Genomic DNA, 18,607 nt, shown 5'->3' with positions numbered 1-18,607 from the left:
TGATCCGACCGATCTCTCTCAATCGCAAGAATGCGCTCTTCGCGGGTCACGACGAAGGCGGCATCGCCTGGGGCCGCATCGCCTCGCTGATCGAGACCTGCAAGATCAACGGCGTCGAACCCTTCGCCTATCTCAAGGCTACCCTGACAGCGATCGCCAACGGCCATCCGCAAAGCTGCATAGATGATCTGCTGCCGTGGAACTTCAAGCTGTCAAGTTGAACCGACGGTGCTCTCCTGGGAACGCTTACTCACAATTGGCCCACATATCTACATCGAAGTTGGCAATAGGCACCTTCCTATTACTGTCGGGCTGAAAGACGCGCACGCAGAGGAAGAATTTAGAGTATTTGCCCATCTGCTTGGCAAATACCGCTCCAAGTAGCGCGTCTCGTATGGGCTCAAACCCGACTTGCGGCGGTGCAGAACACCGTTTCACAGCCGAGTGGCGGGTGTGCGGACTTTTGAGACATTCGCTGATTTGGCACCAACGGCTGGTGTTCGCTCAGGTGACATGGCAATCCCAAACTCTAGTTTAAGAAGGACAAAAATGCTAATGTCTAAGCGAAAAATCTGAGAGCAAAAAACAGATGACCGATAACCAAAAACTAGAACGCCTCAAAGGTTTAGATAGAAGAGAACGCGACCTGCGAACATTTGGAGTGTTGGCTATTCTACTAACCTCGTATCTTCTAACCGGTACAGTCAATCTTGTGGCTGGATTGGTCATCCTTGGTTTCATGGTGCTTTGCGGTTTAGTGAAGACCTACTATCTGAAGCCACAAATTCGCGAACTTGAAGCGAAAATTTCAAAGACCGTCTAGTGAAAATTTGCCAGGTAGACTGCCCAAGCTGAATCGCGCCAGCTTTGCCGGAGGCCCCAATGCATTTGCAGAACAATGATCTAGTATCCACCACGAAGGCGCTGTTTCAACATCTAACAGCTGAGACGAGATAGTCTTCCCTGATGGGATTAAAGCTCCCTAGAACGACATTGCAGACGTTCGTGCAGCCCGCAGCATCGGTCACTCTGGGCTCAATGTGGCCATTCACCATACAAAAAACCGCGCATCTCTGCGCGGTTTTGTCATTGGCAATACAGAGCGGTCCTACCCCCGGTTCATCCGATTCTTGATCAGATCGTCCACCACCGATGGATCGGCCAGCGTTGACGTATCGCCCAGCGCGTCGAAATCATCCTCGGCGATCTTGCGCAGGATGCGCCGCATGATCTTGCCAGACCGTGTTTTCGGCAGGCCGGGGGCCCATTGCAGCAGATCGGGCTTTGCAATCGGGCCGATCTCGGACCGGACCCAGACCTCAAGCTCTTTGCGCAGCTCATCGGAAGGGTCTTCGCCGTTCATCAGCGTCACATAGGCGTAGATGCCCTGCCCTTTGATGGCGTGTGGATAGCCGACCACGGCGGCCTCTGCCACCTTTGCGTGGGCGACCAGCGCGCTTTCGACTTCCGCCGTGCCCATGCGGTGACCGGATACGTTGATCACATCATCGACGCGGCCTGTGATCCAGTAATACCCGTCTTCGTCGCGGCGACAGCCATCTCCGGTGAAATAATAGTTCTTGTAGTCACTGAAATAAGTTTTCTCGAACCTTTTGTGATCGCCCCAGACGGTGCGCATCTGGGCGGGCCAGCTATCCTTGATGCAAAGCACGCCTTCGGCAGCGGTATCATGGATTTCCTCGCCTGTAGTCGGCTCCAGAATGACCGGCTGAATGCCAAAGAACGGTAACGTCGCGGAACCTGGCTTGGTCGCAGTGGCACCGGGCAGCGGTGTCAGCAGGTGACCACCGGTTTCGGTCTGCCACCACGTATCAACGATGGGCGCTTTGCCCTTGCCGACCACATCGTTGTACCAGTTCCAAGCCTCCGGGTTGATCGGCTCGCCCACGGTGCCCAGCACCTTGATATCGGACAGATCGTATCTGGTCACAAAATCATTGCCCTGCGCCATCAGCGCACGAATTGCTGTGGGCGCGGTGTAAAACTGGTTGACCTTGTGCTTTTCACACACGGCCCAGAACCGGCCTGCATCAGGGTAGGTCGGCACACCTTCAAACATGACGGTGGTCGCGCCATTCGCCAGTGGGCCGTAAACGATATAGCTGTGGCCTGTAACCCAGCCCACATCTGCCGTGCACCAGAAGATATCGCCATCGTGATAATCAAAGGTATATTGATGGGTCATCGCTGCATAGACCAGATAACCACCGCTGGAATGCACCACGCCCTTGGGCTGGCCAGTGGACCCCGAAGTATACAGAACGAACAGTGGGTCTTCGGCGTTCACCTCGGTCGGTGGGCAATCGGCGCTTACCTTTTCTTCCATCTCGTGCAGCCAGTAGTCCAGATCGCTCCGCCATGCGATCTGCTGGCCGGTGCGCTTGACCACAAGGCACTTCACTTCGTCAAAGTCGTTCAGCAAAGCCTGATTAACGCTGTCCTTGAGGTTCGTCACACGGCCACCGCGCGGGGCACCATCGGCGGTGATCACGACCTTGGCGTCACAGGCGTTGATCCGTGCGCCTAGCGCCTCGGCCGAAAAGCCTGCAAAAACAATCGAATGGATCGCGCCGATACGCGCGCAGGCAAGCATGGCATAGGCCGCCTCGGGGATCATGGGCAGGTAAAGTACGACGCGGTCACCTTTGCTGACGCCCATCTCTTTGAGCACATTCGCCATCAGCGACGTTTTCTCATGCAGCGTTTTGTAGGTGATATGCAGCGCGTCATCGTCGGGGCTGTCTGGCTCCCAGATAATCGCAGTTTGATCGCCACGGGTTTCCAGATGCCGGTCAATGCAGTTGGCACTGACGTTCAGCGTACCGTCTTCGTACCATTTGATATGCACATCGCCGGGGGCGAAGCTGGTGTTCTTCACCCGTGTATAGGGTTTGATCCAGTCAATCCGCTTGCCATGTTCACCCCAGAATGTCTCCGGGTCGTCGATCGATGCAGCGTACATCGCATCGTAGATTGCTTTGTCAGCATGTGCCCCTGCGGACATTTCGGCTGATGGCGCATAGGTTCCGGCTGGTTGATCGGTCACGATATATCCCCCCTGATGTTTGTTTGTCGGCTTGCATCATGGCGAAAACGCAGCCGAATCCAAGCCTTTGCAGGCCCGGACTGCGCAATTCTTAAATCAGCACCTGAAGGCTGCTTTGATTTGGGTCAAACGCTGCGCAGGGAAAGTCCGCATTCGAGGTGGTGTGCCACGGCATGAGCGGAGGCCGCTCAGCCGTCGTGACGGAACGCCATACTGACGATATCCGCGCGTGTCAGACCTCTGGCTTGCAGTTCCTCATCAGAGATCGCGGCAAGTTCGCGCAGGGTTTGGGCGTGTGCTGTGTTGAGTGCAATACTTTGCAATGCGGCACCGATTGCAAGGAAAGGTGCTGCAAGCAGTGCAAGCAGCATTTCACGGTTAGAAATCAGAGTGTTATCGGGACGGAGTGACATTTTGAGCCTCGTGATATGAATGTTTGTCCTCCCAAAGACAGAAGTAGACCTACAAATCACCACGAACAACGCTTACGAACGCAAACCCACCATGCACAGGGTGCATGGTGGGTTTTGGTCAAGCATTTCAGCGACGAATTATGAGTCGGATTTGGGTGCTTCTTTGCCATTCCAAGGTGCATCGGCCACCGTCACCGGTTTGGCACGCTTGGTTGCCGGCGCAGGCGCTGCCGCTTTGGGGTCTGGCTTGCTCGGCTCGGCTATAGGCGCGACAGGCTGGGCAACCTCAGCCTTTTTCGGCGCTGGCTGGCTGGCGACCACTTTTTGCGGCACTGCGGCTTTTGCAGGTGCGACCGGGGCTGCCTCGGTAGCCTCTGGCTCCACTTTCGTTTTCGGCGCTACGTCGGCTTTCGCTTTTGGCTTGGGCTTCGTTTTCGCAGGGGCGGCTTTCACAGCCTTTCCAGCAGGCTTTGCAGCCGCAGGTTTCGAAGCAACTTTTTTGGGAGCGACCTCGGTTTTTGCAGCCTTCGGTGCAACCGGATTCGCCTCTATCACGGGCGTTGTTGCTTCGGCCGGAGCCGCAACAGCAGGTTTCGTTTTGGTTGGGGCAGGCTTTTCAGCCACCGTTTCGGACGCAGGAACCAACGCGACCTTCGCTTCGGCGACTGCGGGTTTGGGAGCCGGTTTCTTTTTGGCCGGCGCTGTCGCAGCCTTGGCTTTCGGAGCACCGTAATACGGTGAAATCAGCGCCCGCTGTGCCACTGACGTCTGTTCGATAACTGCACCAGCGAACCGCATTTGCTGGCCGATGACGGCACTTGCAACCTGCAATCCTTGTGCTGCGAGAGATAGTGTAAATGCGGGCGTCATGCTGTTCCCCTCAAGATTGATCAAACTCGAAGTATTATAGCGCAGTTTGCGCGGCAGTGCAGCATTTTTCTGCGGTGCAGCATAAGTGTTTGGACTCGTTGGGAAAGGCCCGTTCGATAGCGCAAAAAGGGTGCCGACAAAGGCACCCTTTGCTCTTGTGCCCACCAAATTACGAACCAGTCCGGTCCATCCTGACTGAATAGCGGACCTGTCCTTTCACAGGCTCGCTCCAATTCAGGTCCACATCACGCAGGTCGCTGCCCTGCTCGCCCTCGGACCAAGGCAGGTCATGGACGCGATTGCCGCCAGTGTTGGTGATCGCCCCTGCGGGCATGACACTTTCCACGGTGAGCGCCCGACCACCGAATGGCAGGACGCTGCCAGTCTGCAGGACCCATGTTGTGGCCTCGGTTGCCTGCGTGTGCGTCAAGGACACAGGGTTGGACACGGGCTCGTTCACGTTGTGGAACGTATTGCCCGTAAACTCAAAACTGCGTGTCCGGCTGTAATCGAGATCTGCAAAAGTCGTATCAACATTCTCGACCCGGTCGATCCGGCCATTGATCGAACGGAATACATTGCCGACAACTGCAAAGCCGTTGATGAAATGACCGGGGCCATAGGGTTTTATCACGATAAAATTGAACCATTCTGCCACGTCATTGGTGGTGAACATGTTGCCCGTAATCGTCAGACCACCAAAGGAAAACTGCAGTCCCAAGGCGGGTGTTGCGTCGTGTTCATTGGTCCATTCGATAAAGTTGTTGTCGCAGTAGTTACCCGTGAAGATGCTTTTCGGATTGGGCAGGGTCAGAATGATGCCCCCCATTCGCACACCGTTCACCTCGTCATCGCCGTGAAACCAGTGGTTACCACTGATCAGGTTGCCTGAACCGGCCAAGACACAGAAATGCTTGAACTTGCTGGTCCGGTTGTCCCTGATCTTGACGTCATTGGCGTTTGCATTGAACCCGATACTGACGCGGGCAGCGACTGGCACGTCCTGCTCGTCCGAGATCAATTGGCAGCGGTCGATCATCATACCCTGACAGCCGCGACCAGGTGACGTGATCCCACGGTCCTTGGGCTTGTTCACAAAGCAATCACGGACATGAAAGGTGAACCCGTCGGGGGCCATCATGATCCCGCTCGCCACACCCCGCCCCTGAAATTCGATGTCAGCCAGAATGAACTGGCTGAGTTTTTCATAGCCCGAAAAATCAAGCATGTACTGAAAGCGCGTAAAGGTGAAAATCTGTGTCCCTTCCGCATCGAAAAGCGGGCGGCTCAACTCCAGCGTTTGCGCGCTTTCGTTGATCGAGGTCACATAAATCTCGCGGCCCACACCATTGCCCTGCACCAAAGCGCCAACTGGTATGCTGGTTATATTCACGACATTGGTCAGGCGGTTGTCATCGTTCGCGGCATATGTCGCCTGCGACGTGACCTCGACCGTGTCCCAGGCGGCGCCGTCAGCCGGTTGAAACTGGCCATTGCGAATGACACGGCGTGTCTCGAACCGCGTGCGGCTGGGATCGGCGGCCTGCATATCGACAGGTGCAGTCAGCAGAACACGACGACCGCACAGATCAAGAGAATCGTGATCAGCAAAATTGATAAGCGCCTGATAAGCCTTTTTGAACGCCAGTTCTTCGTCCCGAAACGCGGACAGATAGCTGTCGTAGTCAAAGCCTTGCTGGAGAATGAAGCGAAACTCGGCTGCCTGCACAATGCGTCCCACAAACCGGACCGAATTTTCCATGGTCACGTTACCCGCAAGCAGGTAATCACCCTCAGGCACCATCACCGTCCGGCCATCAGCCGCATCATCTGCGGCATTGAAGGCGGCACTGTCGTCGGTCACGCCATCGCCCTTTGCGCCATAGTCGCGCACGTCCACCAACCCCATCAGATCACCATTGAACGCCGATGAAACATCAGTGATCGTGATATCATCCAGCCGTACCACGCCGCCCGTCGGGCCGGTCAGATCAATCCCGAAGTGACCGTATTGGGCACCTGTCCAGACCAGATCAACGCCTGTCCTGTCGGCGGTGGCGACAATGGCTGTCACCTCTACGATTTCGCCGTATGTTGTCAGCTGCACAGACGTGCCGACTTCGCTCACGCCCGCTAGTTGCGCGCCGCCTCCCGCCCCGGCCCAACCGGCGATGCTGACCGCAGGCAACGCGCCCGCAACCGCCTTGACCCGCGCTTTGATTTGCAAATAACAGCCCGGCAAAATGGGGGTTTCGCCCTTGTAACGGACCCGCGCGATGGCGCCGGTTTTGAGCAGTTCAAGACAGCCTGCAAAATCCTGATCAGCCGCGACAAAAACACCCGACCCGCTGCCCGCGTAGGTATCTGACCCCGGTGTGCCGTCCGTACTGGACCACAGCGCGAGCCCTGCGGAAAACGGCAATGGGTCAAAAACGATCCCGTCGGTAATTGATTTATTCATGAATAAGAGCCCCTGAAGCTTGAGAAATGCAAAAAAGGCCCAGTGCAACATCGGGCCACCTGCCTAAGGGCTATCGTCATGGTCTAAAAAGGGGCTGACAGCACCGTGACGGTTAGCTGCGCAACAGGCTCAGGCGCCCACGTCAGGCGATGGCAACAGTTGCACGCCATTGATCTGCCAGCCCTCTGCGGTTTCGATCATCTGATAATCGAGGATATGCAAACCGCCGTTTGCATCGCGGACCATCACCTTTTGCCAAAGGTTCCCGCGCACATCACGCAGTTCCAAAAACCGCACATCGGCGTTGTCCCAGACCATCGGATAGCCTCGCTGGACCATCATGCCGAAATTATCGGGACTCCCGAAAAGTCGCTTGATATTTGGGCTGGCATATTCCCACGCCTGTGAAACATCGCGGTCATTGAACGCTTCGAGCTGGCTGCCAATCACCGCTTCAATCGCGTCGCCGTCCTGTGCAAAAGCCGCTGTCGCCGCAATCCAGAAGCCGAAAACAAATGCCAATATGCGCATGATCCGCGCCCTCCTTTGGTCTCTATTCCTAAGAGATACGCAGGAAAACGCAGATTAGTTTCATTTCTTTTGCGGCGGCAGGTCTAGGCCGCCAGTCGCTGCTCGATCAAGGCGACGGTTTCATCCACACCGTAAAGCGCAATAAACCCGCCGAACCGCGGCCCCTGCGATGCGCCCAGAAGTACTTCGTAAAGTGCTGTGAACCACGCACGGAGAGGATCAAAACCATGTTCCTTGCCGACCGCAAAGACCATCGTTTGCAGCTCTTCTGCATCAAGACCACCTTCCCACGCTTTCAGCCGCTCGGCCAGATCGGACAGGGCAGCACGCTCCTGATCGGTTGGCGCGCGATAGACTTTCGCAGGCCTCACAAAGTCGTTGTAATATCGCACGGCAAAGCCCGCCGCCTGATCCATCTGCGGGTTCATCTCGGCGGACGCCTCGGGCGCGTACCGCTGGATAAAGCCCCACAGGGTCTCTTTGTCCTCGGCACCGGACACAGAGGCAAGGTTCAGCAACATCGCAAACGGGACGACCATGTCAGAGACTGGCACGTTGTTGCCATGAATATGGAAAACCGGATTGTTGGCGCGGCCCACATCATCCTGCGTTTCATACGCGCGCAGCTGCTGGTGATACTCATCCACAGCCTTCGGGATCACATCGAAATGCATCCGCTTGGCCGTCTTCGGCTTGAGATACATGAAATAGCTCAAGGATTCGGTCGAGGCGTAGGTCAGCCACTCATCAATCGAGATGCCGTTGCCGGAAGATTTTGAAATCTTCTGGCCGTTCTCGTCAAGGAAAAGCTCGTAAGAAAAGTGGTTCGGCTTGCGCCCGCCCAGAATTTCACAAATCCGGTCATAGATCGCCGTGTTCGTTGCGTGTTCCTTGCCATACATCTCGAAATCGACGTCCAGTGCAGCCCAGCGGGCACCAAAATCAGGTTTCCACTGCAATTTTACGTTCCCGCCGGTAACAGGCAAGGTCCATTCACGGCCATCAGGATCGTCGAACGTGACCTCGCCTTTTTCGCCGTCTACATTTTTCATCGGTACATAAAGTACGCGGCCCGTTTCAGGGTGGATCGGCAGAAAGATCGAATAGGTCCCTTGGCGCTCTTCGCGCAAGGATTTCAGCATCACTGCCATGATCTCGTCATAGCGGGCAGCCGCACGCAAAAGCACCTCGTCAAATTGGCCGGTCTGATAGAACTCGCGCGCCGAATAGAACTCGTAGTCGAATCCGAAGGTGTCAAGGAACCGCCGCAGCATCGCGTTGTTATGATGGCCAAAGCTTTCGTGTGTGCCGAACGGATCGGGCACGGATGTCAGCGGCTTGTGCATGTGTTCGGCCAGCATGTCCTGCTGGGGCACATTGCCCGGCACTTTGCGCATCCCGTCCAGATCGTCGGAAAAACAGATCAGCTTTGTGGGTATATCGGAAATGACTTCGAACGCGCGGCGGATCATCGTGGTGCGCAGAACCTCGCCAAATGTGCCGATATGGGGCAGACCGGACGGACCATAACCGGTTTCAAACAAGATATAGCCTTTTTCGGGCGGCTTGTTTTCATACCGTTTCAGCAACGCGCGCGCCTCTTCAAAAGGCCAAGCCTTCGACGTCATCGCCGCTTCACGCAAACTGCTCATGGTTTATCTCACATCTTCAAAGGGCATCATTATGATTGCCGCAACGCGCACTCCCTATTGCGAGACAGGCAAGGCGTCAATAAACGTGGGTGAGATGCAAAGGAAATGATCATGCTCGAAGACGCCCCGATGACTCCACAAGATGCGCTTGCCGCACTGATGATCGCGGTTTCCGCTTCAGACGAGCATATCCGCACAGCGGAGCTTGTGAAAATGAGCAACGCGATCAATAATCTGCCAATTTTTGCGGGCTATGATGCGGAAAGACTTCCGCGCATGTCCAAGATGGTATTCGAGCTGCTTGAGCAAGAAGACGGTCTTGAGGCCCTGTTCGGCCTGATCCGCACGGCCCTGCCGCAGCGTTTGTACGAGACAGCTTATGCACTGTCTTGCGATGTCGCTGCTGCCGATGGGCGCATTGTGGGCCCAGAGGTGCGAATGCTCGAAGAGATTCGCGAAGAGTTGGACCTCGATCGCCTGCACGCCGCCGCAATCGAGCGCGGGTCGCGCGCACGGCACATGACCCTTTGATCAGGTCAGCCTGAACGCCAGATGCCTGAGGATGTCCTGCTGCAGGCGACGCGTCCTTGTGTTCCAGCCACGCGCACCGGGCGGGCTTTCCGCGCCGGTCAGCTTGCCTGCTTCACGCGCGTCCAGATCAGCGGCAAAAAACGCGAAGGCCAGATCGCGGCCGCTCTTGGTGCGCAGGTATCCGGCAAGCGACGAGACAAAGTTCAATGTACCGGTCTTTGCCCTCACCGAAACCTGCGGATCGTCGATCACCTGTTGGTCGTCGCCGATCAAACGGATGTCGCGCATGATCGGTCGCAAAACGGACATGACATCGGGGGCGCTGAGCAATCGCACCATATCCTGCGGCGACACGCGCGATTGATCACCCAAGCCCGAATGATCGACGAAAGAAGGTGCGATCCCGCCAGCACGTGCGTCAGCCCATCGCGCCATGCCAAGAGCCGAAGTCCTCAAGCCACGCAAATTGCCGACGCGCGCTGCCGTCGCGGCCATACCAGCCGCCTCGGCGGTGAGGTTGGTGGAAAATCGCAACATACCACGCATCATTTCGCGCAAGGCCGCGCTTTCGAAGCTGGCAATCGGTATGCCGGTTGGTGCATTGGCGGTTTCCCCGGGTGGCTTCAAGATAATCCCCTGACTCCGCGCAAAACTGGCAAAGACCTCGCCTGCATAAAGGGCCGGATGGCGGACCGGTAGCCACCGCGACCCTTCCTTGTTCAAAGCGGAACTGGCGACCGTCCACTGGTCTGCATCGCCTGTGTTGCTATATGTGAAAACCGGCGACGTGCGCTCAACAACCCTGATCCTTGCGGTTGTCACCGCCGGGCGATAATTTGCGCTCCGGGCATCCATGAGCATGACATAATCCTCGCCCTCCTGCTTCCATTCAAAGTGCACGCGGTTGAAGTTGAGGTTCAAACCTGTGATCGTCGGATTGTACCCAAGGTAATCGAATTGGGTTGCATCAATCTCGTCCTGATTGATCAGTGCATTGTCCCAGACAAGGAAATCGCCCTTTACTTCGCGCAGGCCCGTTGCCTTCAAACGCTGTGCAAGCTCTGCCATCTGATCGGTCACAAGGTTCGGGTCTCCGCCACCCGCCAAAATCAAATTACCATCCAAAATTCCGTCTTTAATTTCCCCATCAGCAAATATGCGTGTTTCAAAGGCGTGATCTTCGCCCAGGGATTCAATCGCGTAAAGTGCTGTAAACGCCTTTGTGACACTCGCAGGCGGTTGCGACTTTGCGCCATCGATATTTTCGAGAATCTCTCCTGTCTTCAGGTCGGCGACCAGCACACCGAAATCACCCGAGAACCCTTTGGATGCCACCATTCTGGCGACCGCATCTTGCGCCAGGACCCGCGCCGTAGGGCGGGGCGACGTCAGCGGTGCCTCTGAAAATGCGGTTGTCGCAAGCGTGGAAGCAGCCCCTGCCAACATCGCGCGGCGTGAAAGACGCATCACCATTCACCCCGCTTGCGAATGGCCGTGGATGACTGACCCGACATCGGCAGATTTACAAATGTCCATGCCGGAGCATCCACACGGCCCAGCATATGCGCCGCCTGCGCCGGAAGACGTGCCTGAGCATAAATTTTGGCGGCCTTGGACATACGGGCGGAAATCCGGTCACCGGGCCGTGCCAACACGCCGACCGGCACCGTTTCCATGATCCAGCGCCAATCCTGCCAGCGGTGAAATTGCGCCAGATTATCTGCTCCCATCAACCAGATGAAACGTACGCCCGGATAACGTCTGCGCAATGCAACCAGAGTCTGGGCAGTGTAGCGGGTGCCAATGCGCGCTTCGATGTCAGTTACCATGACACGTGGGTGCTGCATAATCGCGCATGCGGCTTGCATACGGTCCGCCAATGGTGCCGGACCGTTTTCCTTCAAGGGATTCCCCGGTGACACCAACCACCAAAGCCGGTCCAGGCCAAAGCGTTTCAGCGCCTCTATTGAAATATGCACGTGACCCGGGTGTGGCGGGTCAAACGACCCTCCCAACAATCCGACCACCTGACCGGGCTTTGCAACCGGGAAAGCACCCTTCATGGCTGCCGGGCTCTGGTAAGGATGGATGAAAGAAATGGCATACACGCTCTGAGATAAAAGGTTGATTTCACTTGCCGCACAATAGCCATTCCAAACCCGAGACTGTCAATGCGCGAGGCCCCTTGGCAATTGATGGCGGCCTCTCTTTTCATCGTACCACAGGCATGACAATGTCCGGAGATGACAGATTTGACAACGCGCAGCGGCGCCCCGCTTTCCAGACTAACCTTCGGCACAATGCAGTTTGGCGGCAAGGCCGACCAAGCCGAAAGTGCCGCCATGTTCGGGGCCGCCCATGCCGGCGGCATCAATCATTTCGACACGGCATATGTCTATACCGAAGGCGCATCTGAAACGATTCTCGGTGCGCTGATCAAAGCAGCGCGCGAGGATATCTATCTGGCGACCAAGGCGGGCTATACCAATGGCGCGACGCGCGCGATGATCCTCGAACACTTTGACATTTCCCGCAAGCGGATGAACGAAGATGCCGTGGATCTGCTTTATATGCACCGATTTGACGATGACACACCACTGGAGGAAACATTCACCACGTTGGCAGAATTGCAATCGCAGGGCCTGATCCGGCATATCGGGGTATCCAACTATGCGGCATGGCAGGTGATGAAGGCACAGGCGGTAGCCAAATCGCTTGGCACACGAATTGACGTCATCCAGCCCATGTACAGCCTCGTAAAGCGCCAGAGCGAAGTAGAACTCTTTCCGATGGCAGCGGATCAAGGGATCACTGTAGTCCCCTATTCGCCCTTGGGTGGCGGGCTTCTGACGGGTAAATACGCGCAAGGCCAAACCGGCCGGTTGACCGAAGATACACGGTATCGGGCCCGGTATGATCAAGCTTGGATGCATGACACTGCGGGCAAGCTGGCAGAGCTGGCGGCAAGTATCGGTGTGACCGCGGCAACACTTGCGGTTGCGTGGGCTGCGCACCACGCGGTAAAGCCATTGCCGATCATCTCTGCGAGATCTGCCGACCAGTTGCGGCCATCGCTTGATGCAGTGTCTTTTGAAATGAACGCGGCACTCTATGCCCAGATCAGCGCGCTCGGCATCACACCAGCTCCTGCGACAGACAGGCTCGAAGAACAGTGATCGACTTTCTGATCATCGGCGGTGGCATCGCCGGCATTTCCGCCGCCGCGCGTCTGTCCGATCTTGGCAGCGTGATGGTATTGGAAGCCGAAGATGCGCTTTCCTATCACTCCTCTGGCAGGTCAGCCGCGCTGTTTGAACAAAACTATGGTAAACCGTCGACCATCGCCCTGAACACTGCCAGCCATGCGTTTCACGATGATGCGGGCGTTCTCAGCCCACGCGGCCTGATGCTGCTTGGCAGCAAAGGCATGGCGGAAGCGTTTGACGCCGACCAAAGGCAGATGCAACTCGAAAGCATGACCCTGCAAGAGGCCAAAATCATCGTGCCCATCCTTGATGATGCAGCCGTCGATCGCGTGGCCTTTCACCCAGCAGCATGGGATATAGACACAGACAAGCTTATCCAGTCATTCGCCCGCATGGCGCGTGACAATGGCGCCACGATCCGCACAAAGGCGCAGGTCGACGATATAAGGCGGACCAAGCAGGGATGGGCAGTCAGTGCCGGAACGGCTGTTTTCGAGGCCCGCATCCTCGTGAATGCAGCAGGTGCCTGGGTCGATCAGATCGCTGGAATGGCGGGTATTGCGCCACTTGGCTTTACACCATTGCGACGCTCTATGGCACGCATCCCCGCACCCGGTGGCCATGACGTCAGCAAATGGCCGATGATCTTCGGCCCCGGCGAAGACTGGTACGCCAAGCCGGATGCAGGCGCGCTGATCGTCTCTCCCGCCGAAGAAGACCTGACCATTCCGCATGACGCCTATGCCGATGACATGGTGCTTGCAGAAGGTCTGGCCCGCTATGAGGCGCATGTCACCGAACCTGTCACGCGCCTGCTAAGCTCGTGGGCCGGTCTGCGGACATTCTCGCCAGACCGCACACTTGTGATCGGCCCCGATCTGCACGACCCCGGCTTTATCTGGTGCGCAGGCCAAGGCGGGTACGGGATGCAATCCAGCCCTGCAGCCAGCCAGTTACTTGCCGATCTGGTCAGCGGGGCGGCGTCTGATCTGTCAAGAGACACTGTTGCAGCTTTATCACCTCAAAGGTTCTCATGACCTAAGTTTGGCACGGTCCCAGCGACAGATCACCCATCTACCCGGATCGCTGCGTTCTTGGGATCGTAGGGACTGTCCTCGACGATTTCTGCATCCCACAACTCGTCCAGCATCTTGACCTGTAGCTTTGTCCCGACTTCAGCCAATTCCGGCTTTACGTACCCCATGCCGATCGACTTCTCGAAAGCCACCGAATACCCACCCGAAGTCAACCGCCCCACGCGGGTGCCGTCCATCGCATAAAGGGCTTCACGGCCCCAAGGGTCCGCGTCCGACGGGCCATCAATCAGCAAAGTCACGCATTTGGACCGGATGCCCTTGGCCTCCATCGCGGCCTTGCCGTTGAAATCCTTGGACTGGTCAACAAAACGCGGCAGATCGGCTTCCAGCGGTGTCGCATCGCGCCCCAGTTCGTTGCCGAACGCACGATAGGATTTTTCCTGCCGTAGCCAGTTTTGCGCACGTGCGCCGACCAGCTTCATGCCGTGCTTTTCACCGGCCTTTTCCAATAGATCAAAAAGGTAGTTCTGCATTTCAATCGGGTGATGCAACTCCCAACCCAACTCGCCCGTGTAGGCTACGCGGATTGCGTTCACAGGACACATGCCCAGTTCGATCTGCTTGGCAGACAGCCAAGGGAACCGCTTGTTCGACAATGCGGTCGCCGGGTCGGCATCCTTGATCACGTCGTTCAGCACATCACGCGACTTTGGGCCGGCAATAGCGAAGACACCCCATTGGGTCGTGACATTCTGGACGTCGATCCGGCCAAACTCGGCTTCTTTGTCCGCAACCGCCTTGCGCAGGAAATCGGCATCATAGTCGGTCCATCCACCGGCAGAGACGAGGTAGTATTCATCGTCTTTCAAACGGACGATCGTATATTCCGTCCGGGTCGTTCCATGATCCGTCAGCGCATATGTCAGGTTGATCCGGCCCACGCGAGGCAGCTTGTTGGTGGTGAACCAGTCCAGAAACGCAGTCGCGCCGGGGCCTTTTACGATGTGTTTGGTAAAGGCTGTCGCGTCGATCAGCCCGACACCTTCGCGGATCGCCTTTGCTTCTTCGACCGCATACTGCCACCAACCGCCGCGGCGGAAAGAGCGGTTGTCGTGATCGTTAAAACCCGTCGGCGCATAGTAATTCGGGCGCTCCCAGCCATTCACAAACCCGAACTGCGCGCCACGTGCGGCTTGACGGTCATAGGCGGGCGCAGTGCGCAGCGGCCGGCAGGCAGGGCGCTCTTCGTCGGGATGGTGCAGGATATAGACGTGGGCGTAGGCCTCTTCGTTTTTGCGGGCCGCCCATTCGGTCGTCATCCAGTCGCCGTAACGCTTGGGATCAAGTGACGCCATGTCGATTTCGGCTTCACCATCGACCATCATCTGGGCAAGGTAATACCCCGTGCCACCGGCCGCAGTGATACCAAAGGAAAACCCTTCGGCCAGCCACATGTTGCGCAATCCCGGTGCAGGTCCGACCAAGGGGTTGCCGTCGGGGGTATAGCAGATCGGACCGTTGAAATCGTCTTTCAGACCGCTTTCCTCGCAAGACGGAATACGGTGGATCATCGCCATATACTGGTCTTCGATCCGTTCCAGATCGAGGGGGAAAAGATCGGCGCGGAAACTGTCGGGCACGCCATATTCAAAGACGGCAGGCGCGCCCTCTTCGTAGACACCCAGAATCCAGCCGCCACGCTCTTCACGCACATAAGACTGGGCGTCGGCGTCACGGATAACGGGATGTTCAGCATGGCCTTCGGCACGGAATTGCACCAACGCAGGGTCTTGATCCATCACGATAAATTGGTGTTCCACGGGGATAGCGGGTATCTTGATACCCAGCTTTTTCGCGGTGGTCTGCGCGTGGTTGCCGGATGCCGTGACGACATGTTCTGCCGTCACCACGATCTGTTCGTCAGAGGGCACAAGGTTGCCGCCCTTTTCGACCATTTTGGTGCAGGTTACTTCCCATGCCTGACCGTTCCAGTGGAACGCGTCGGCCTGCCATTTCCGTTCGATTGCCACACCGCGCTGGCGTGCGCCTTTGGCCATCGCCTGCGTCATGTCGGCGGGGTTAATATAGCCGTCCGTGTGGTGATAGAGTGCGCCCTTGAGGTCCTCGGTGCGGATCAGCGGCCATTTCGCCTTGATCTCGTCGGGGGTCATCCAGACGTAGGGCACATCGCAGGTTTCAGCGGTGGAGGCATAGAGCATATACTCGTCCATCCGCTCTTGGGTTTGGGCCATGCGCAGGTTGCCCACCACGGCAAAACCGGCGTTCAGACCGGTTTCCTCTTCCAGGGATTTATAGAAATCGACCGAGTATTTGTGGATGTGGGTTGTCGCAAAAGACATGTTAAACAAGGGCAAAAGGCCCGCCGCATGCCAAGTGGAGCCTGATGTCAGCTCATCCCGCTCCAAGAGCATCACATCGTCCCAACCGGCTTTGGCGAGGTGATAGGCAATGGATGTCCCCACTGCGCCGCCACCGACGACCAATGCTTTGACTTGCGTTTTCATGTGAGCGACTCCCTTGGCACCTTTGGCGCTAATCTGCGCGAAACGGTGCGACGGCGAAAGAACCAGCCGACTGCTTAATGCGCAAAAGCGACAGGCAGGGGCAACGCGCGGTGGGGGATGGGCGGCGCCGTGGCCGCAGGGACGCGAACAGCGGGTTAACGCAAGGGTTTGCAGGGGTCCGGCCGGTACAGATCACGTACAGAAGGCGTACAGAAAGCGTATGTACAGAGCGTGCAGCCAAGCATGGTTAACACAGCGTGCGGCGGCGATCGTTAACACGGAATGAACGGGGGGGAGGTGCGGGTGGGGAAGCTGACTTTCACCGCGCTCTGCACGAATGACGGCGTTGCGGACGAAGCTGCCGTTTGCTGCGGCTGCGCCAATGTCGGCTTCGGTGAAGCCCTTCAACAAACGGTCGTTATTGGTGCGGTAGTGTAGGCGTAAGAGCGACTTTTTAGAGCCGGAAGTGATCTACGTTGTAAACTGCCCAAACGACGGAGAATTTACTGGTTGGCGCTTCCAGTCAGCGAAACGCCATCAATGATCAATGTAAACGAACCATCTGTCGAAGCCGGCCGCCGACCATGTATTGTAATAATAGACTGCTCGCTCGGGTAAAGTGTGAGACTTTGCTTCGTAGCCCCTCCGCGCAGATCATTGCCATTGCCGTCATGCAGGATGATTTGGTGGAGCTTTCCGCACACAGGTTCTACTGAGTTGCCCTCTTCCAGAATTCCGCAGGCACTTTCCCAAAGGTTAATATCAATGATCGCTCCATCACTATTGTTCCTGGCGAGAACAGTGACGGTCAAACCGGACTCCAACTGCATTCGGCGTAACAACGATGCCGTCAAGCTGCGTGAGTTGTCGTCAATTTCGGCGCTAACCAGTTCGAGAGATAACAGTCTATTTTCCTGCCCTGACGCAAGATTTGATAAACCAAACAGGAGAACTGAAGCACTTAATAAAATGTTTCTCAAAATTTAGTTCCCTTTTCTCGCTGGAGCGACTTCAACACATGATGAGCTTGACGACAACACCAACCAAGTTAAGTTTCCACAGACCCTCATTTTTGGCACATGTGCAAACCATACCGATTGACGCCACCAAAAACCCCGTTCAAAATCTGACCTGTTTTTGAAGGTTATGGCGCTACCCGTAATAGCAGACACTCGTACAAACCGCAGCATCTGCCACTCTGGGCTCTTAGCTGTCATTAGCTGCAAAACTCATGAAGGTCAGCTTTGCCCCGACCACGTCGAAAAGCACATCATCGGCTCACAACTTTGCGCCGCCCCCCTCCTCACAACATCGAAGGCACAACAAGATCGGGGGGGCGGTGGCCGTCGGCGAAGGTCTTGATGTTCACGATCACCTTTTCGCCCATCTCGATCCGCCCTTCGCGCGTCGCTGACCCCATATGCGGCAGCAGGATTGCGTTGGGCAGTGCGCGCAGGCGCGGGTTGATCTCGTGGCCCCGCTCGAACACATCCAGCCCCGCGCCCGCGATTTCGCCCGCGCGCAGCATCCGTGTCAGCGCATTTTCGTCGATCACCTCGCCGCGCGAGGTATTCACGATCACCGCCTCGGGTTTCATCAGTTTCAGCCGCCGCGCGTTCATCAGATGGAATGTCGATGGCGTGTGCGGGCAGTTGATCGAGAGGATATCCATGCGGGCCACCATCTGGTCAAGGCTTTCCCAATATGTCGCATCCAGCTCGTCTTCGATCTCGGGGCGCAGGCGCCTGCGATTGTGATAATGCACCTGCATACCGAATGCCGCAGCACGCCGTGCCACTGCCTGTCCGATCCGCCCCATCCCGAGGATGCCCAGCCGCCGCCCCTTGAGCCGCCCGCCCAGCATCGCCGTCGGCGACCATCCGGACCATCCATCGGATTTGGCAAGCTGCATCCCTTCGGCCATCCGCCGCGTCACGGCAAGGATCAACGCAAGGACCATGTCGGCTGTGTCCTCGGTGACGACCCCCGGCGTATTGGAGACGTGGATACCGCGCTGACGCGCCGTCGCCACATCGATATGATCGACACCCGCGCCGTAATTCGCAATCAGCTTCAGCTTTTCGCCCGCGCGCCCCAACAGCTTGGCATCGATCTGGTCGGTGATCGTTGGAACAAGGACATCGGCCCGTTCCATTGCATCGGCCAGTTCCGCCGCGGTCATCGGCGTGTCGTCTTCGCGCAGCTCGACGTCGAAAAGCTCTTTCAGTCGGGTCTCGACTACCTCGGGCAACCGTCGCGTCACGACAACACTTAGATGCTTACCTGGCATGCAATTCCCTCCCACGGGTTTTCA

Annotated in this window: 16 protein-coding genes; 5 read left to right on the top strand and 11 right to left on the bottom strand. The window is 56.9% G+C overall.

Going from position 1 to position 18,607, the window contains the following annotated elements:
- The coding region (locus tag R6T97_RS01660; protein ID WP_410347574.1) for a transposase domain-containing protein at positions 1–221 on the top strand (221 nt) is incomplete at its 5' end.
- A gap of 368 nt (positions 222–589) precedes the next feature.
- Positions 590–823: a hypothetical protein gene (locus R6T97_RS01655; RefSeq protein ID WP_410347573.1), complete on the top strand. Its 234-nt coding sequence runs from the start codon at positions 590–592 to the stop codon at positions 821–823.
- A 285-nt stretch (positions 824–1,108) separates the two neighbouring features.
- Here the strand turns inward: R6T97_RS01655 and acs are convergent, their stop codons facing one another.
- From acs to R6T97_RS01625, 6 genes are all read right to left on the bottom strand, one after another.
- A complete protein-coding gene (gene acs / locus R6T97_RS01650) occupies positions 1,109–3,067 on the bottom strand; it encodes an acetate--CoA ligase (RefSeq protein WP_410347572.1) in 1,959 nt (652 codons plus the stop codon).
- Between the two features lie 188 nt (positions 3,068–3,255).
- Positions 3,256–3,480, bottom strand: a complete 225-nt coding sequence (locus R6T97_RS01645) for a DUF1127 domain-containing protein (RefSeq protein ID WP_410347571.1) — start codon at positions 3,478–3,480, stop codon at positions 3,256–3,258.
- A gap of 138 nt (positions 3,481–3,618) precedes the next feature.
- Positions 3,619–4,350, bottom strand: coding sequence for a hypothetical protein (locus tag R6T97_RS01640; RefSeq protein WP_410347570.1), 732 nt, complete (start codon positions 4,348–4,350; stop codon positions 3,619–3,621).
- Between the two features lie 169 nt (positions 4,351–4,519).
- Entirely contained in the window at positions 4,520–6,811 is a 2,292-nt protein-coding gene (locus R6T97_RS01635) for a glycosyl hydrolase family 28-related protein (protein ID WP_410347569.1), read from the bottom strand.
- 129 nt (positions 6,812–6,940) lie between these two features.
- Complete coding sequence (locus tag R6T97_RS01630; protein WP_410347568.1) at positions 6,941–7,342, bottom strand: DUF4864 domain-containing protein; 402 nt, start codon at positions 7,340–7,342, stop codon at positions 6,941–6,943.
- Between the two features lie 83 nt (positions 7,343–7,425).
- Positions 7,426–8,994, bottom strand: coding sequence for a lysine--tRNA ligase (locus R6T97_RS01625; RefSeq protein WP_410347567.1), 1,569 nt, complete (start codon positions 8,992–8,994; stop codon positions 7,426–7,428).
- Positions 8,995–9,105: 111 nt separating this feature from the next.
- On the opposite strand from R6T97_RS01625, the gene R6T97_RS01620 reads away from it, so the two are divergent.
- The gene (locus tag R6T97_RS01620) at positions 9,106–9,525 is read left to right on the top strand and encodes a tellurite resistance TerB family protein (RefSeq protein WP_410347566.1); all 420 of its coding nucleotides are present in this window, start codon (positions 9,106–9,108) and stop codon (positions 9,523–9,525) included.
- On the opposite strand, the gene dacB is transcribed toward R6T97_RS01620, so the two are convergent.
- On the bottom strand, positions 9,526–10,992 hold the full coding sequence (gene dacB, locus R6T97_RS01615; RefSeq protein ID WP_410347565.1) for a D-alanyl-D-alanine carboxypeptidase/D-alanyl-D-alanine-endopeptidase: 1,467 nt from the start codon (positions 10,990–10,992) through the stop codon (positions 9,526–9,528).
- Positions 10,992–11,588 carry a nicotinate-nucleotide adenylyltransferase gene (locus R6T97_RS01610; RefSeq protein ID WP_410347564.1) on the bottom strand — a complete coding sequence of 199 codons (597 nt, stop codon included), beginning with the start codon at positions 11,586–11,588 and terminating at the stop codon, positions 10,992–10,994. Before R6T97_RS01610 ends, dacB begins: the two co-directional genes overlap by 1 nt.
- Before the next feature lie 180 nt (positions 11,589–11,768).
- Here R6T97_RS01610 and R6T97_RS01605 point away from each other — a divergent pair, with 180 nt between their 5' ends.
- Positions 11,769–12,701, top strand: coding sequence for an aldo/keto reductase (locus R6T97_RS01605; RefSeq protein ID WP_410347563.1), 933 nt, complete (start codon positions 11,769–11,771; stop codon positions 12,699–12,701).
- Positions 12,698–13,768, top strand: coding sequence for an NAD(P)/FAD-dependent oxidoreductase (locus R6T97_RS01600; RefSeq protein ID WP_410347562.1), 1,071 nt, complete (start codon positions 12,698–12,700; stop codon positions 13,766–13,768). The genes R6T97_RS01605 and R6T97_RS01600 overlap by 4 nt, the downstream gene beginning before the upstream one ends.
- Before the next feature lie 29 nt (positions 13,769–13,797).
- Here the strand turns inward: R6T97_RS01600 and R6T97_RS01595 are convergent, their stop codons facing one another.
- The 3 genes from R6T97_RS01595 to R6T97_RS01585 all read right to left on the bottom strand — a co-directional run bounded on the left by R6T97_RS01595 (position 13,798) and on the right by R6T97_RS01585 (position 18,583).
- Positions 13,798–16,293, bottom strand: a complete 2,496-nt coding sequence (locus tag R6T97_RS01595) for an FAD-dependent oxidoreductase (protein WP_410347561.1) — start codon at positions 16,291–16,293, stop codon at positions 13,798–13,800.
- A 503-nt stretch (positions 16,294–16,796) separates the two neighbouring features.
- Complete coding sequence (locus R6T97_RS01590) at positions 16,797–17,273, bottom strand: hypothetical protein (RefSeq protein ID WP_410347560.1); 477 nt, start codon at positions 17,271–17,273, stop codon at positions 16,797–16,799.
- A 323-nt stretch (positions 17,274–17,596) separates the two neighbouring features.
- Positions 17,597–18,583, bottom strand: coding sequence for a 2-hydroxyacid dehydrogenase (locus R6T97_RS01585; protein ID WP_410347559.1), 987 nt, complete (start codon positions 18,581–18,583; stop codon positions 17,597–17,599).
- Between the last annotated feature and the right edge of the window lie 24 nt (positions 18,584–18,607).

Source organism: Yoonia sp. (assembly GCF_046498525.1).
Taxonomy (GTDB): domain Bacteria; phylum Pseudomonadota; class Alphaproteobacteria; order Rhodobacterales; family Rhodobacteraceae; genus Yoonia.
The sequence above is the reverse complement of the archived record's forward strand: the minus strand, read 5'-3'. Positions and strand labels throughout refer to the sequence as shown.

Coding starts and splice junctions, on each gene's coding strand:
- R6T97_RS01640 (WP_410347570.1), bottom strand. CDS start 4,350: ATGACGCCCGCATTTACACTATCTCTCGCAGCACAAGGATTGCAGGTT.
- R6T97_RS01595 (WP_410347561.1), bottom strand. CDS start 16,293: ATGAAAACGCAAGTCAAAGCATTGGTCGTCGGTGGCGGCGCAGTGGGG.
- R6T97_RS01625 (WP_410347567.1), bottom strand. CDS start 8,994: ATGAGCAGTTTGCGTGAAGCGGCGATGACGTCGAAGGCTTGGCCTTTT.
- R6T97_RS01610 (WP_410347564.1), bottom strand. CDS start 11,588: ATGAAGGGTGCTTTCCCGGTTGCAAAGCCCGGTCAGGTGGTCGGATTG.
- R6T97_RS01585 (WP_410347559.1), bottom strand. CDS start 18,583: ATGCCAGGTAAGCATCTAAGTGTTGTCGTGACGCGACGGTTGCCCGAG.
- dacB (WP_410347565.1), bottom strand. CDS start 10,992: ATGCGTCTTTCACGCCGCGCGATGTTGGCAGGGGCTGCTTCCACGCTT.
- R6T97_RS01605 (WP_410347563.1), top strand. CDS start 11,769: ATGACAGATTTGACAACGCGCAGCGGCGCCCCGCTTTCCAGACTAACC.
- R6T97_RS01645 (WP_410347571.1), bottom strand. CDS start 3,480: ATGTCACTCCGTCCCGATAACACTCTGATTTCTAACCGTGAAATGCTG.
- R6T97_RS01620 (WP_410347566.1), top strand. CDS start 9,106: ATGCTCGAAGACGCCCCGATGACTCCACAAGATGCGCTTGCCGCACTG.
- R6T97_RS01635 (WP_410347569.1), bottom strand. CDS start 6,811: ATGAATAAATCAATTACCGACGGGATCGTTTTTGACCCATTGCCGTTT.
- R6T97_RS01630 (WP_410347568.1), bottom strand. CDS start 7,342: ATGCGCATATTGGCATTTGTTTTCGGCTTCTGGATTGCGGCGACAGCG.
- R6T97_RS01655 (WP_410347573.1), top strand. CDS start 590: ATGACCGATAACCAAAAACTAGAACGCCTCAAAGGTTTAGATAGAAGA.